Consider the following 13,752-nt stretch of genomic DNA (forward strand, 5'->3'; position numbering starts at 1 on the left):
GTGAAACCCGCGATCTGTGAACAGTTCGGTATCGACTTCCCGCTCTTTGCGTTCAGCCACTGCCGCGACGTGGTGGCCGCGGTGACCAACGCAGGCGGTTTCGGCGTGCTCGGCGCCACGGCCTACACGCCCGAGCAGCTGGACCAGGAACTGTCCTGGATCGACGAGCAGGTGGGCGGCAAGCCCTACGGCGCCGACATCATCGTGCCCGCGAAATTCGAGGGCAAGGGCGAGAACCTGACCCGCGACCAGCTCAAGGACCGCATCCCCGGCGAGTACCGCGACTTCATCACCGGTCTGCTCGCCGAGCACGGCATCGAACCGGACCCCAAGCAGCGGCTGGGTGGTTCCTCGCTGTCCGGGGACACCGGACGCGAACTGCTCGACGTCGCGTTGAGCCACCCGATCAAGCTGATCGCCAACGCCCTTGGCGTTCCGCCGGACTACATGATCGAGGCAGGTCGCGAGCGCGGTGTGCCCGTGGCGGCTTTGGTCGGCGCGCGGGAGCACGCCCTCAAGCAGGTGCAGGCGGGCGTCGACCTCATCGTCGCGCAGGGCACCGAGGCGGGCGGCCACTGCGGCGAGGTGTCGACGCTGGTGCTGGTGCCAGAGGTGATCGACACCCTGGCCCAGGCAGGCAGCGACATCCCGGTGCTGGCGGCGGGCGGCATCGTGACCGGCAGGCAGATGGCCGCGGCCGTGGCCATGGGCGCCGCGGGTGCCTGGACGGGCTCGGTGTGGCTGACCACCGAGGAGGCCGAGACCGCGCCTGCCACCGTGCAGAAGATGCTCGCGGCTACCTCGCGCGACACCATCCGGTCGACCGGGCGCACCGGCAAGCCCGCGCGTCAGCTGGTCTCGGACTGGACCAAGGCCTGGGCGCCCACACCCGGCGGGCATCCGACCCTGCCGCTGCCGCTGCAGAACATGCTCGCCGAGCCGGTGATCCGCCGCATCGATGTGCTTGCCGCACAAGGGCATCAGGGTGCCCAGGAGCTCGCGACGTACTTCGTCGGTCAGGGCGTGGGCCTGATGAACAAGGTCAAGCCCGCAAAAGAGGTCGTGCGTGAGTTCATCGAGGACTACCTGGCCGCCACCGAACGGCTGAGCAACTCGCTGCCGGACTGACGCCCGGTGTCACGCGGCGGGCAGGCGGACCTCGAACCGTGCACCGGTGTCGAGGTTGCTCGCCGTGAGCGATCCGCCGTGGGCGGCCACCAGGCCCGCGGCGATCGCCAGGCCCAGCCCCGAACCGCTCGGCAGCGACGAATCAGCGCGCGGCACACGGCCGTTGGATCCGCGGTAGGCCACGTCGAACACCTTCGGCAGATCGGCCTCGTCGATGCCGACGCCGGTGTCGTCGACGCGGATCCACGCGCCGTCGGTGTCGGAACCCACCGCGAGCGTGACACTTCCACCGTCGGGGGTGTGCGCGATCGCGTTGGCGACGAGATTCGACAGCACCCGCAGAAGCGAGCGGTCGCTGCCGATCACGCGCACCGGACCCGTTGGCAACTCGGCCCGCAGCGTCACCCCGGCACGCTGGGCGGGCAGGCGATGCGCGGACAGCACGTCGTCGACCACCTCGTCGAGCGCCACCTGATCGCGTGTGGGGGCGATCGCCCCCGCGTTGATCTTCGACATCTCGAACAGGTCGTCGACCATCTCGGCGAGCCGGATCGATTCCTGCTCGATCTGTTTGGCGTGCACCCTGACCTCGTCGTCGGTGACCACACCGTCGGCGATGGCCTCGGCGACCGCGCGGATACCGGCCAGCGGGGTCCGCAGATCGTGGCTGACGAACGCGACCAGCCGGCGACGCGAATGCTCGGCGGCGCGTTCGGCGTCGCGGATCTCCTGCTCCCACACCGTGCGTCGGGCCTGGTATCGCGCCAGCATGATCGCGGCCGGGATCGTCACCACCGACACGATCACCAGCACCACCGCGATGCGCTCGAACGTCGCGGTGATCATGAACCCGCTGGCGCCGATCACACCGGTGAATGTCGCGACCACGGGGATGAGCACCAGCGCGACCATGCTGACCGCGAGCGACCAGGACCGTGCCAGGTGGATGATCACCGCGCCTGCGAGCACCACGGGGACCGAGCAGGCCAGTGCCCATCCGGCGATCTGCCACAGGTCGGTCATGGCTGTCCACTCCAGAGGTAGCCGCGGCCCCACACCGTCTGCACCCGGTGGTGCGTGCCGAGCTTCGAGCGCAGCCGCTTGACGTGCACCGTGACGGTGGACAGGTCGCCGAAGTCCCACCGCCACACCCGCTTGAGCAGATCCTCGCGCGAGAACACGGTGTCGGTATGGGTCAGGAAGAACACCAGCAGGTCGAATTCGCGGTTGGTCAGGTTCACCGGGCGCCCGGACAATGTGACCGACCGCGACGCGGTCGACACGCGCAGTTCGCCGACCGTGAGTTCGGCCGGCGCGGGCGTCGTCAGCCCGGACGTGCGGCGCAGCACCGACCGCACACGCAGGGCCAGCTCGCGCGGGCTGAACGGTTTGGTCAGGTAGTCGTCGGCGCCGGCCTCCAGCCCCGCGATGCGGTCGTCCTCCTCGCCGAGCGCGGTCAGCAGGATCACCGGCAGCCGGTAATCACCGTATTTGCGCAGCTCGCGGCACAACGACAGCCCGTCGGGCCCGGGCATCATCACGTCGAGCACCGCGACGTCGAGCTGCTCGGACTCCAGCAGCCGCAGCGCCTCCGAGCCGTCGTGCGCGATGGTCACGTCGAGCCCGTCACGTTCGAGGTAGCGGCGGACGACGTCGCGGACGACGGTGTCGTCGTCGGCGATCAGGACACGGGGCACAGTCTCTGAGGCTAGTGCCGCACGGCCGCTACCAGCACCTGCGTCACGAATTCGTCATGGATTGCCCATGGTGTTCACCAACGTCGCGACCTAACGTCGCGTACGTGGCCCCCCGATCCGCAACCGTCACGGTGGTGCTGCCCTGTCTCGACGAAGAGCAGTCCCTACCTGCGGTGCTCGCCGCGATACCGCACGGCTACCAGGCGCTCGTCGTCGACAACAACAGCACCGACCGCACCGCCGAGGTGGCCCGTGCACACGGCGCCGTGGTGGTCCACGAACCGCGGCCGGGTTACGGGTCGGCCGTGCACGCCGGGGTCCTCGCGGCGCAGACGCCGGTGGTGGCCGTGCTCGACGGCGACGGATCGCTCGACCCGGCCGCGCTGCCTGCGCTGGTGAGCGCGCTCGACGACGGCGCGGACATGGTGATCGGACGCCGCAGGCCCGTGGCCGGGCTGCGCTGGCCGTGGCACGCCCGGTTGGGCACGGCCGCGGTGTGCTGGCGGCTGCGGCGACGGTACGGACTGCCGGTTCACGACATCGCCCCGATGCGGGTGGCGCGCCGCGAGGCGCTGCTGGACCTGGGGGTGACCGACCGCCGGTCGGGATATCCGCTGGAACTGCTGGTGCGCGCGGCCCAGGCCGGATGGCGCGTGGTGGAGCACGACGTGACCTACGGCGCGCGCACCGGTGGCAGATCGAAGGTCAGTGGTTCGCTTCGCGGCAGCGTGATCGCCGCGGTCGACTTCTGGCGGGCGATCTGATGCTCGCGGTCACGGTGCTCGTGGTCGCCAAGGCGCCCGTGCCGGGCCTGGCGAAAACCCGCCTGGCCGCGGGAGTCGGCGCCGATGTGGCCGCGGACATCGCCGCGGCAGCGCTGCTCGACACGCTGGACGCGGTGGCCGGCGCGCCCGTGGCGCACCGTGTGGTCGCGATGACGGGTGATCTCGCCGAAGCCTGCCGGGGACGCGAAATCGCCGACCGCCTGGCCGATTTCACGGTCGTGGCGCAACGCGGCGACGGTTTCGCCGAACGTCTGGTCCACGCGCATTCCGACGCCGCGCGACCGGGTTTCCCCGTGCTGCAGATCGGCATGGACACCCCGCAGGTCAGTGCCGGGCTGCTCAGCGACTGCGGGCAGGCGCTGCTGGGTGCCGATGCGGTTCTCGGCATGGCATGTGACGGCGGCTGGTGGGTGCTGGGTGTGCACGACGCCGCCGCGGCCGCGTGCCTGCGCACCGTGCCGATGTCGCGGCCCGACACCGGCGAGCTGACGCTTGCGGCGTTGCGGGACAACGGGATCACCGTGCAACTGCTGGCCGAGCTGGCCGATGTGGACACGATCGACGACATCGACCCGGTGCGCCGCGCGTGCCGGCCCGGCAGCAGGTTCGCATGTGCCACCGAGGGGGTGTGAGGCGTGCACGGACATCTCTACGACAGGGCGCTCGACGGCGAACGCTGCTGGATCCGGCATGCCGACGGGCGTGTGCAGCGGTTGCCGGTGCGCCGGTGGCTGGGTGGCGCGCGTTCCGAGCGCCGGTTCGACCGCACCGTGGTGAACCTGTGCTCGGGGCCGACCATCGATCTCGGTTGCGGGCCCGGACGTCTGGTGGCCGGTCTGGTGCGCCGCGGAGTTCCCGCGCTCGGCGTCGACCAGTCGGTGGCGGCCGTCGCGATCGCGCGCAACAGCGGGGTTCCCGTGCTGTGCCGGGATCTGTTCGGGCCGTTGCCCGGAACCGGCCGGTGGCACACCGCGCTGCTGGCCGACGGCAACGTGGGGCTGGGCGGAGATCCGTGGCGCGTGCTGCAGCGCGCCGGCGAACTGCTGCGCCGGGGTGGCGAATGCCTCGCCGAGTTCGACACCGATATCACCGGGGTCGAGGCGAACTGGGTGCGGTTGGAGTCCGCGCATGCCGTCGGCCCGTGGTTCCGCTGGGCGTCGGTCGGACTGGACTGCGCCGAGCACATCGCGGCCGACGTGGGCCTGGCGCTGAGCACCGTGCACTCGATCGGCGACCGGGCCGTGGCGAGCCTGGTGGCGGCATGAGCCCGCAGGCCGGGACGAGGGCGGGAGAAAAACCGGCCCCGTTGCGCGGCACCGCGATCACCGCGAGAGTCGGCCTCGCACTGGGCGTCGCGGTGGCGGTGTGCTTCGTGACGGGGTTGATCAGCCACTTCATCCAGCACCCGCAGCCATGGTTCTTCTGGCCGACGCGCCCGGTGTGGCTCTACCGGCTCACCCAGGGGCTGCACGTGATCTCGGGTATCGCAGCCATCCCGCTGATCGTGGTGAAGCTGTGGTCGGTGTGGCCCAAGCTGTTCGAGCGTCCCGTGATCGGCGGGTTCGTACGCCAGCTCGAGCGTGCTTCGATCCTGGTCCTCGTGGGCGCCATGCTGTTCCAGCTGTCCACCGGGATCATGAACATCGCGCAGTGGTACGCGTTCGAGTTCTTCTTCACCACATCGCATTACGCGATGGCCTATGTGGCCGCGGGCGCCGTGCTGGTGCACATCGCGGTCAAACTTCCCGTCATCCGCAGAGCGCTGGGCGAACCGCTGGAGCAACCGTCGGGTGAGCTGCCCGGCGTCCCCGGACTGTCACGGGGGCTCACGCGCCGCACCGTGCTGCGCGGCACCTGGCTCGCGGTGGCGGTCGCGACGGTCGCCACGGCCGGGCAGACCGTGCCGCTGCTGCGGAAGGTCTCGGTGCTGGCGCCGCGCACGGGTCAAGGGCCGCAGGGGGTTCCGGTGAACCGCTCGGCGATCGCGGCCGGTGTGCTGCGCACGGCACGCTCACCGCAGTACCGCCTGACGGTCACCGACGGCGCGGTCAGCCGTGCGTTCACGCTCGAGGATCTGCAGGCCATGCCGCAGGTCACGCACCGACTGCCCATAGCCTGCGTCGAGGGGTGGAGCGTCGACGCCGAGTGGACCGGCGCGGTGCTCGCCGATCTCCTCGCCACGGTGGGCGCCTCGCCGGACTCCGACGTGCGGATGATCTCGCTGGAACCGCCCGGTCCGTACTCGCGCACCACGCTGCCCGCGCGGCACGTGCGTGATTCGCAGACGCTGATCGCGTTGCGGCTCAACGGGGAGGCGCTCGACCTCGATCACGGCTACCCGTGCCGGTTGATCGCGCCGACACGTCCGGGAGTGCTGCAGACCAAATGGCTTTCGCGCATCGAGGTGGTGCCATGACACGAATCGTGTTGGCGGCCCTCGGTGTCGTCGTCGGCGGTTACGGCGCGGTGCTGTTGTGGGACAACCCGCCCGTGATCCTCGTGCGGATCGTGGTGTGGGCCCTGGTCGCGGTGGTCGTGCACGATCTGGTGTTCGCGCCCGTCTGCGCCGCACTGGGCTGGAGCAGTCGCCGCCTCGTCCCGGTGCGCTGGCAGGCCCCGGTCGCTCTGGCGGCGCTGTGCAGCGTGGTCCTGGCGCTGCTCGCGATCCCGGTGTACGGCAAGCCGGGCCTGCGACCCGACAATCTGAGCGTGCTCGACCGCGACTATGTGCGCGGCCTGTGGTGGTCGCTGGCGGTCGTGTGGCTGTGTGTGCCCGCCTATATGGGTGGGAAGGCCCTGAAAGACGTGGCGTTCAAGCGGTCCCGTCAGCCACTACCAGTTGGTCAGGATGAGGTGGTTGAGCGCGAGCGCGCCTGCGACATTGAGCCCCAGCCACCAACGGTGTGACCGCGGGGGCAGCAGCGCACCCGCGGCGGTCAGCCACACCGTGAACGGCAGCCAGATGCGTTCGGTCTCGGCCTTGCTCAGCATGCTCAGGTCCGCGAACGTGATGGCCAGCAGCGCACCGATCACCAGCATCGGCAGGCCCGGATTGCGCCGGGCCGCCTTGATGTCGAACACCCGGCCGATCCCGGCGACACTGCCCAATCCGATCGCACACACCACCGACGCGAGATTCGCCCACGACCAGTACTGGAACGGCCGGTTGTTCGCGATTCCCTGCCAATAGCGTTCCTGCACCAGGGTGTAACCGTCGAACCACCAGAACCCGGCGACCAGGAAGACCGCCACCACGGCGAGCACCGCGATGACCGCCGGAACGGCCACACGCAGCGCCGCCCGCCAGTCGGGCGCCGTGATCAGCACGGCCAACGCGATCAGCGCGGCCAGCGCCAGGCCGTAATTGAGGAAGATTCCCCAGCCCAGCAGCAGACCGGAGCCCACCGCGGTCGGTAACGCCACCCGCCGCCGGTGGACACTGTCGCGGACCGCGAGCGCCAACAGAGCCAGACCCCACGCCGCGACCCCGGCGAAATACCCGTCGGCCGACACCGCGATCCAGATCGCGGTGGGCGCCACCGCGACGAACGGTGCGGCCAGTCGTGCGGTGGCCTCACCCGATACGGCCCGCAGCGCGACGACGATCGCGGCCGCGGCACTCGAACCGGCCAGCAGGCACAGCAATCCGGCCCACGCGCCGCCGCCGAGACCGATGCGGTCGAGCCACACGAACGTCAAGAGCGCGCCCGGCGGGTGGCCTGACACATGGGTGATCCACGAATCCGGCTGGAAGTCCAGAATTCTGCTGGAGAACGTGCGCAGCGCCTCGCCGATGTCGGTGACCGACGGCACCTGGCGCAGATATTCGTGACGCGCGGTCAACCGGCCGGCGAACCCGCGCTGCCAACCGTCGATCATGGCCAGCGAGAACGCCCACAGCGCCGAGGTCACCCACGCGACCAGCGGCAGCGCGCGCCACGGCAGGCGTTGGGCCACCGCCGGGCCCCACCAGACCGTGGCCGCGCCGATCAGGACGGCCGGCACCGTGCCCCAGCCGACGTGGGCATTCCACCACCCGAAAATCGGTGCGGTGTCGGCAAAACTGTAGATCTGCGCCGGTGTGCTGTTGATCAGTGGCGTGACGATGCCGAGATCGAGATGCGGCACCACGAATGCCGCCGTCACCAGCAGTATCGCGATGATCACCGCCACCAGTTCGCGTCGCCCGATCTGCATGCGCTCAGCCTATGGCCATACGGCTGAGCAGAGGCTGACGTTTCGCTGACGGTGCGGTCGGGCACAATACCGGACGTGGTCGACGAACAGTTGTTCTGCGGGATCGAGTTGGCCCGGCGTATCGAACGTGCCGAGGCGCAATTGATCACGGCCGCCACCGAGGCCACACGCGGCCGCGGCGCCGAGGGACTCGTCCTGCCGGTGGCCGGCGGCTTCGCCTGCTTCGCCGAACCAGGTTCGCCCATGAACAAAGTGGTGGGCCTCGGTTTCAAGGGCGTCCCGGACGAATCGGTTCTCGGGCGGGTGGAGCGTGCCCTCGCGGCGCGTGGGTCGGCGACCCAGGTCGAGCTGTCCAATTTGGCAGATCCCGAAATCGCCGCATTGTTGACCGGTCGCGGCTATCGGCTGGAGGGGTTCGAGAACGTCCTCGGCCGACGCGTCACGGGCGAGACCTCCGGCCCGCCCGCCGGGGTCGAGGTGCACCGGGCACAGGATCTCACGGCCTTTGTCGACGTCGTGGTCGACGGTTTCGCGCATCCAGACGCCCAGGGCGTGCCCAGCCACGAGGACTTTCCCCGCGACGTCGTGGATCGGGTCACCCGCGACTTCCAAAAGGCCGGGGCGACACCCTATGTCGCGTTGTGTGACGGCGCGGTCGTGGGCGGCGGCAGCGTGCGGTTCACCGACGGGATCGCGCAGTTGACCGGTGCGGCAACCGCGCCGGCGTACCGGCGTCGCGGTGTCCAATCCGCATTGTTGCGGGCCAGGCTCGCCGACGCCGCGGCGGCGGGCTGCGAACTCGCGGTCGTCACCACCGCACCGGGATCGCTGTCACAGCACAACGTGCAGCGCCGCGGCTTCCAACTGCTCTACACCCGTGCGATCCTCGTCAAACCGCCGTCGAATTGACGCAGTCCGATATTCGAGGTTATTGATTCGCGGCTTCGTACGCGGTGATGATCTCGGTGGAAAGGCGTCCGCGCTCGGAGACGCTGTGGCCGTTGGCCCGCGCCCATTCGCGGATCGCGCGGCTGCGCTCCTGGCTTGACGTGCCTGCAGTTTTCGATGCGGTCCTGCGCGAAGAGGCCTTGCGCTTCGGTGCGCCCTTGGCGGCTGCCGCTTTGAGCGCCCGGTTGGATGCCCTTTTCGACACCCCGTTCGAGGTCCCGTTCGATTCCGCCTTCGAGGCAGCTTTGGCCTCGGCGGGTTTCCGGGCGCGGGCCGCCTTGCGCGTCACACGTCCGTCGTCGGCCTTCGCCTTCTTTGCGGCCTTGATGTAGCGCGCGATGTCCTTGTTGAACTGGGCGCCGTTCTTGGTGGTCAGGACAAGTGTGTAGTCCTCGCCGCGGTACGAAAATTCGACCGTGTCAACATCTTTCTCGTCGATCGGAACCCCGTCGAGATCGTCGATGTAGTCGATCGTCACAATTTTTCCCACGCAGCTTCCTCCGATGTCGGTGACTATTTTTATTCCAAAGCCTACCGTGTGTTGTGAGCGGTCAGAACATCACTGCATCGGAAACCGGCCGCGCGCCATCATTGATCATTTCCGCGGGCCCGAAATACCGGGGTTCTCCGCCAGTGGTCAATGGCATCACCCATAAGCGCCCACCGTGCATCCTTGGCGGAAAAAGCGCTGAAATCCCGCCCACGATGCACGGTCGCCGCGAATCAGTAGAGGATTTTGCGGAGGTTGTCCTCGGCGTAGTACTCGTCGAGTTCCTTGTCGCTCATATCGGGTTTGAACGCCTTGGCCAACTGTGCCACCGACGGCACCGCGGTGGGATTCCACGTTTCGGGCTTCCATGTGTCCGAGCGCAGGAAAGCCTTGGCGCAGTGGAAGAAAACCTCTTCGATGCTGATCTCCAGCGCCAGGATGGGGCGCTTGCCGTCGACCACCATGTCGTCGAAATAATCGGCGTCGGACAGGATTTTCGCGGTGCCGTTGATCCGCAACGTGTCACCGCGGCCGGGAATGAGGAACACCGTGCCGACGTGCGGTTGCTGCAGGACATTCAGATAACCGTCGACGCGTTTGTTGCCCGGTCGTTCCGGAATGGCGATCGTGGTGTCGTCGATGACGCGCACGAATCCCGGCGGATCGCCCTTGGGGGAGACGTCGACGCGCCCCTCGGCGTCGGTGGTCGCGACGAAACACAGCGGTGAGGCGGCAAGCCAGTCCTGCTGTACTTCGGAGAGTCGCGCGGTGACCTTGTTCGCGACGTATTTGTTGGGGTGTCCGACGATGGCACGCAGTTCGTCCACTGAGGTGACCTCTTGGCGCATGTTCACATCATGCCTGCACGCCGCAACCGGAAAAACCCCTCAACCGCCGAACCGGGCCACCAGGGCGCGCCGGTCGAGCTTTCCGATGCCGTGCCGGGGCAGTTCGTCGACCACATGCACCTCGCGTGGCGCGGCCGTGGCGTCGAGGGTCAGCGCGACGTGCGAGCGCAGTTCGGCGAGTTCGGGGAGCGGTGAACCCGCCGCGAGCACCACCGCGGCCACCACGCGCTGTCCCAACCGTTCGTCGGCCACCCCGAACACCGCGGCCTCGGCGATCGCGGGGTGGGTCACCAACGCGGCCTCGACGAGTTGGGGCAGCACGGTCAGGCCGCCTGTGCTCACCGCGTCGTCGATGCGTCCCAGTACGCGCAGCGCACCCGAATCGTCAAGGACGCCAAGGTCATCGGTGCGAAACCAGCCCGGTTCGGAAAACGGGTCCGGCTCCACCGGATTGCGGTAGCCCTTCGCGACCGTCGCGCCGCCGAGTGAGATCCGCGAGTCCTCGATGCGGATCGTCACCCCCGCGAGCGGCACCCCGTCGTACACGCATCCGCCCGCGGTCTCGCTCATGCCGTAGGTACGGACCACTCGGACCCCGCCCGCGGCAGCGCGTTCGGCCATACCCGCAGGCATGGGTCCGCCGCCGATGAGCACCGCGTCGAGTTCGGCCAGCGCCGTGGTTGCCGCCGGATCGCGCAGTGCCTTGTCGAGTTGGATCGCGACCATCGACGCGTATTTGCGTCCCGGGCCCAATCGCGCTATGGCAGAGGGCAATTCGCCGGGTTCGAAACCGGCGGGAATGGTCACGGGTGTGGTGCCCGCCACGGTGCTGCGCACCAGCACCTGCAACCCGGCGATGTGGTGGGCGGGCAGTGCCAGCAACCATCGGCCCGCCCCGCCGAGGCGTTCGTAGGTGGCCTCGGCACTGGAGACCAGGGCGCTGCGTGTCAGCAACGCACCCTTGGGTGCACCCGTCGTCCCCGACGTCGAGACCACCACGGCGACGTCGTCGTCGATGGATTCTCCGGCGCGCAACGTCGATGTCAGCAGCGCGGTCTGGCGTCGGTCCGCAGCAGGCACCGGCAGGATCGCGGATCCGCCGCCGGCCAGCAGATCCTCGAGGACGGTCAGCAGTTGCGCGGCCGACGCATCGACCGCGACGGGGCGCAGGACGGCTATCGCGGGCCTCCCGATTCACCGTCGGGCTCCTCGCCGTCGCGCGGATCGTCGAGCGGCCAGCCCTGCAACGCAAGATGCCTGCGCACACGCTCGATGTCCTCTTCGCGTGGCATCTCGTCGGTCATCTGGGTTATCAGCACGCCGATGTCGATGTGGTCGAAGTGAGCACGTTTCTCCAGATCCTCCGCGATGGCCTTGATCTCGTCGTTGGTGAGCCGACGGGTCAACAATGCCAGCAGCGGCACCCGGTCGGGGCCGGGCACGCCCTCGGGGTACCCGGCGTTGAGCCAGGCCGCGATCTTGGCGAGAAATGCGTTCACGTCGAACTCCTGAGGCGGCACCGAGGGGGAGCTGTCGGGTCAGGTATATCGGTATATCCACCGAGGATTTCACATACACGCCCACTCGGCTGGTGACGGCGGTCACAGCGAAATCGCCTCTCGCGGCGTCGATCCCGGCCGCGCCCGGGAAACGCATCACGGCGAGAAGATGAACAGTCGGTGAACACTGCCGTCAATGCAGGAAACACGCAGGTCAGACGCAGCATTTAGGACGGCTTGTCGCTGGTCAAATCGCTTCGCGATCCAGCAGAATTGGCGGCATGAGCGCAGAGCTTGTCGTGTTGGTGCTGCTGATAGCAACCGCACTTGCTTTCGACTTCACCAACGGCTTCCACGACACCGGCAATGCGATGGCCACCTCGATCGCAACCCGAGCGCTCAAGCCCAAGACCGCGGTCCTGCTGGCCGGCGTGCTCAACCTCGTCGGGGCGTTTCTCTCGGTCGAGGTCGCCATCACCGTCACCAGCTCGGTGCTCAAGATCCAGGATTCCTCGACCGGTCAGCTCGTCGGTTCGATCGACGCCTCGACCGGGCTCACCATCATCTTCGCCGGCCTCATCGGCGGCATCCTGTGGAACCTGCTGACGTGGCTGTTCGGAATCCCGTCGAGCTCGTCGCACGCCCTGTTCGGCGGTTTGATCGGCGCCGGACTGGCCGCGATCGGCCTCGCCGGAGTCAACTGGGCCGGCGTCACCCAGAAGGTGCTGATCCCGGCGGTCGCCGCCCCCGTCATCGCCTGCCTGGTCGCGAGCTGCGGCACGTGGCTGATCTACCGCATCACCCGCAATGTCGCACAGAAGCGCCGCGAACAGGGCTTCCGTGTGGGCCAGATCGCGACGGCCTCGCTCGTGGCGCTGTCGCACGGCACCAACGACGCGCAGAAGACCATGGGCGTCATCGCGCTCGCGCTCATCACCACCGGACATCTCTCGGGCGACGTCAAGGAGAACGGCCTGCCGTTTTGGATCATCGCGTCGTGCGCGCTGGCCATCGGGCTGGGCACCTACCTCGGCGGCTGGCGCGTCATCCGCACGCTGGGCAAGGGCCTCGTCGAGATCGAATCTCCGCAGGGCCTGGCCGCCGAGGCGTCATCCGCCGCGATCATCCTGAGCTCTAGCGCTGCCGGTATGGCGCTGTCCACCACCCACGTCGCCACCGGTTCGATCCTCGGCAGCGGCGTCGGCAAGCCCGGTGCCGAGGTGCGCTGGGCGGTCGCGGGCCGCATGGCGGTGGCGTGGCTCGTGACGCTGCCCGCCGCGGGCATCGTCGGTGCGCTGGCGTTCTGGCTGTCCCACGGGGTCGAGAAGCTGACCGGCTCGTCGCTGGCCGGTGACGGCCTGATCTTCATGGTTCTCGTCGGCCTGTCGTTCTACATGTGGTGGCGTGCACAGCAGCAGAAGGTCGACCACAACAACGTCAACGCCGATTGGGACGAGACCACCAACTCGGTGGTTCCCGCCGATCTGAAGGTGACCATCCCCGACAACTCCGAGCGCCCCACCCCCGCGGGTGTCTGACCTGAAGGAACGTTGATGACCTACCTGGAATCCATCATGAAGGTTCTGGTGGTCGGGTTGATCCTCGGCGCCGGACTGCCCGCGCTGTTCGCCACCGGCCTGCTCGCGTTCGCGGGCACCGACGCCGACGCCGACGGTACCGCCGCGGCACGCAACCCGATGATGAAGTTCCTGGGCCTGGCGCTGTTCGTGTTCGTGGGTGCGGTGATCCTGGTCGCGATCCTGTGGATCACGCGCGGCACCATCATCCACCACACCGGTGTCGACCTTTTCCCGTTCCTTCCGAGGAAGTGACATGACCGAGACGACGACGACCTTCATGGACAACGTCCTCGGTTGGCTGCGCAAGGGCTACCCCGAGGGCGTTCCGCCGAAAGACTATTTCGCGCTGCTGGCCCTGTTGAAGCGGTCGCTCACCGAGGACGAGGTGGTGCGCGCGGCGCAGGCGATCCTGCGTTCCACCGATGGCCAGAGCCCGGTGACCGACGACGACATCCGCAACGCGGTGCACCAGATCATCGAGAAGGAACCGACCGCCGAGGAGATCAACCAGGTCGCCGCGCGGCTGGCATCGGTGGGCTGGCCGTTGGCCGTTCCGGTGCGCTAGGCCGGTGCGCTGAGC

General features: G+C 68.5%; 17 protein-coding genes. 10 read left to right on the top strand and 7 right to left on the bottom strand.

What is annotated here, in order from left to right; genetic code table 11:
- Complete coding sequence (locus AT701_RS05005; RefSeq protein ID WP_003892418.1) at positions 1 to 1,128, top strand: NAD(P)H-dependent flavin oxidoreductase; 1,128 nt, start codon at positions 1 to 3, stop codon at positions 1,126 to 1,128.
- Positions 1,129 to 1,137: 9 nt separating this feature from the next.
- Here AT701_RS05005 and AT701_RS05010 read toward each other — a convergent pair whose 3' ends face one another.
- A complete protein-coding gene (locus AT701_RS05010) occupies positions 1,138 to 2,151 on the bottom strand; it encodes a sensor histidine kinase (protein ID WP_011727340.1) in 1,014 nt (337 codons plus the stop codon).
- A complete protein-coding gene (locus tag AT701_RS05015; RefSeq protein ID WP_011727341.1) occupies positions 2,148 to 2,825 on the bottom strand; it encodes a response regulator transcription factor in 678 nt (225 codons plus the stop codon). The genes AT701_RS05010 and AT701_RS05015 overlap by 4 nt, the downstream gene beginning before the upstream one ends.
- Before the next feature lie 104 nt (positions 2,826 to 2,929).
- Here AT701_RS05015 and AT701_RS05020 point away from each other — a divergent pair, with 104 nt between their 5' ends.
- The 5 genes from AT701_RS05020 to AT701_RS05040 are packed head-to-tail and all read left to right on the top strand — an operon-like array spanning position 2,930 to position 6,517.
- Positions 2,930 to 3,589, top strand: a complete 660-nt coding sequence (locus tag AT701_RS05020) for a glycosyltransferase family 2 protein (protein ID WP_011727342.1) — start codon at positions 2,930 to 2,932, stop codon at positions 3,587 to 3,589.
- Entirely contained in the window at positions 3,589 to 4,242 is a 654-nt protein-coding gene (locus AT701_RS05025; RefSeq protein WP_011727343.1) for a TIGR04282 family arsenosugar biosynthesis glycosyltransferase, read from the top strand. Before AT701_RS05020 ends, AT701_RS05025 begins: the two co-directional genes overlap by 1 nt.
- Before the next feature lie 3 nt (positions 4,243 to 4,245).
- Entirely contained in the window at positions 4,246 to 4,875 is a 630-nt protein-coding gene (locus AT701_RS05030) for a class I SAM-dependent methyltransferase (protein WP_011727344.1), read from the top strand.
- Positions 4,872 to 6,026: a molybdopterin-dependent oxidoreductase gene (locus AT701_RS05035; protein ID WP_014876933.1), complete on the top strand. Its 1,155-nt coding sequence runs from the start codon at positions 4,872 to 4,874 to the stop codon at positions 6,024 to 6,026. Before AT701_RS05030 ends, AT701_RS05035 begins: the two co-directional genes overlap by 4 nt.
- Complete coding sequence (locus tag AT701_RS05040) at positions 6,023 to 6,517, top strand: hypothetical protein (RefSeq protein WP_029104357.1); 495 nt, start codon at positions 6,023 to 6,025, stop codon at positions 6,515 to 6,517. The genes AT701_RS05035 and AT701_RS05040 overlap by 4 nt, the downstream gene beginning before the upstream one ends.
- Here AT701_RS05040 and AT701_RS05045 read toward each other — a convergent pair.
- Complete coding sequence (locus AT701_RS05045; protein WP_058125301.1) at positions 6,443 to 7,807, bottom strand: hypothetical protein; 1,365 nt, start codon at positions 7,805 to 7,807, stop codon at positions 6,443 to 6,445. The genes AT701_RS05040 and AT701_RS05045 overlap by 75 nt on opposite strands.
- A gap of 51 nt (positions 7,808 to 7,858) precedes the next feature.
- On the opposite strand from AT701_RS05045, the gene AT701_RS05050 reads away from it, so the two are divergent.
- Positions 7,859 to 8,716: a GNAT family N-acetyltransferase gene (locus AT701_RS05050; RefSeq protein WP_011727348.1), complete on the top strand. Its 858-nt coding sequence runs from the start codon at positions 7,859 to 7,861 to the stop codon at positions 8,714 to 8,716.
- Positions 8,717 to 8,735: 19 nt separating this feature from the next.
- Here the strand turns inward: AT701_RS05050 and AT701_RS05055 are convergent, their stop codons facing one another.
- From AT701_RS05055 to AT701_RS05070, 4 genes are all read right to left on the bottom strand, one after another.
- Positions 8,736 to 9,233, bottom strand: coding sequence for a histone-like nucleoid-structuring protein Lsr2 (locus AT701_RS05055; RefSeq protein WP_233032081.1), 498 nt, complete (start codon positions 9,231 to 9,233; stop codon positions 8,736 to 8,738).
- A 245-nt stretch (positions 9,234 to 9,478) separates the two neighbouring features.
- A complete protein-coding gene (locus AT701_RS05060; RefSeq protein ID WP_058127536.1) occupies positions 9,479 to 10,093 on the bottom strand; it encodes a pyridoxamine 5'-phosphate oxidase family protein in 615 nt (204 codons plus the stop codon).
- A gap of 39 nt (positions 10,094 to 10,132) precedes the next feature.
- Positions 10,133 to 11,224: an o-succinylbenzoate--CoA ligase gene (gene menE / locus AT701_RS05065; RefSeq protein WP_208857156.1), complete on the bottom strand. Its 1,092-nt coding sequence runs from the start codon at positions 11,222 to 11,224 to the stop codon at positions 10,133 to 10,135.
- Positions 11,225 to 11,268: 44 nt separating this feature from the next.
- Positions 11,269 to 11,592 (bottom strand): DUF3349 domain-containing protein, encoded by a 324-nt coding sequence (locus AT701_RS05070; protein ID WP_003892430.1) that lies wholly within the window; start codon positions 11,590 to 11,592, stop codon positions 11,269 to 11,271.
- Between the two features lie 281 nt (positions 11,593 to 11,873).
- Between AT701_RS05070 and AT701_RS05075 the strand changes: the two genes are divergently transcribed.
- The 3 genes from AT701_RS05075 to AT701_RS05085 are packed head-to-tail and all read left to right on the top strand — an operon-like array spanning position 11,874 to position 13,737.
- Positions 11,874 to 13,130 (top strand): inorganic phosphate transporter, encoded by a 1,257-nt coding sequence (locus AT701_RS05075; protein ID WP_058125303.1) that lies wholly within the window; start codon positions 11,874 to 11,876, stop codon positions 13,128 to 13,130.
- A gap of 15 nt (positions 13,131 to 13,145) precedes the next feature.
- On the top strand, positions 13,146 to 13,424 hold the full coding sequence (locus AT701_RS05080; protein ID WP_003892432.1) for a hypothetical protein: 279 nt from the start codon (positions 13,146 to 13,148) through the stop codon (positions 13,422 to 13,424).
- A 1-nt stretch (position 13,425) separates the two neighbouring features.
- A complete protein-coding gene (locus AT701_RS05085) occupies positions 13,426 to 13,737 on the top strand; it encodes a DUF3349 domain-containing protein (RefSeq protein ID WP_003892433.1) in 312 nt (103 codons plus the stop codon).
- The last annotated feature ends 15 nt before the right edge of the window (positions 13,738 to 13,752 follow it).

Source organism: Mycolicibacterium smegmatis, from assembly GCF_001457595.1.
GTDB classification, from domain to species: domain Bacteria; phylum Actinomycetota; class Actinomycetes; order Mycobacteriales; family Mycobacteriaceae; genus Mycobacterium; species Mycobacterium smegmatis.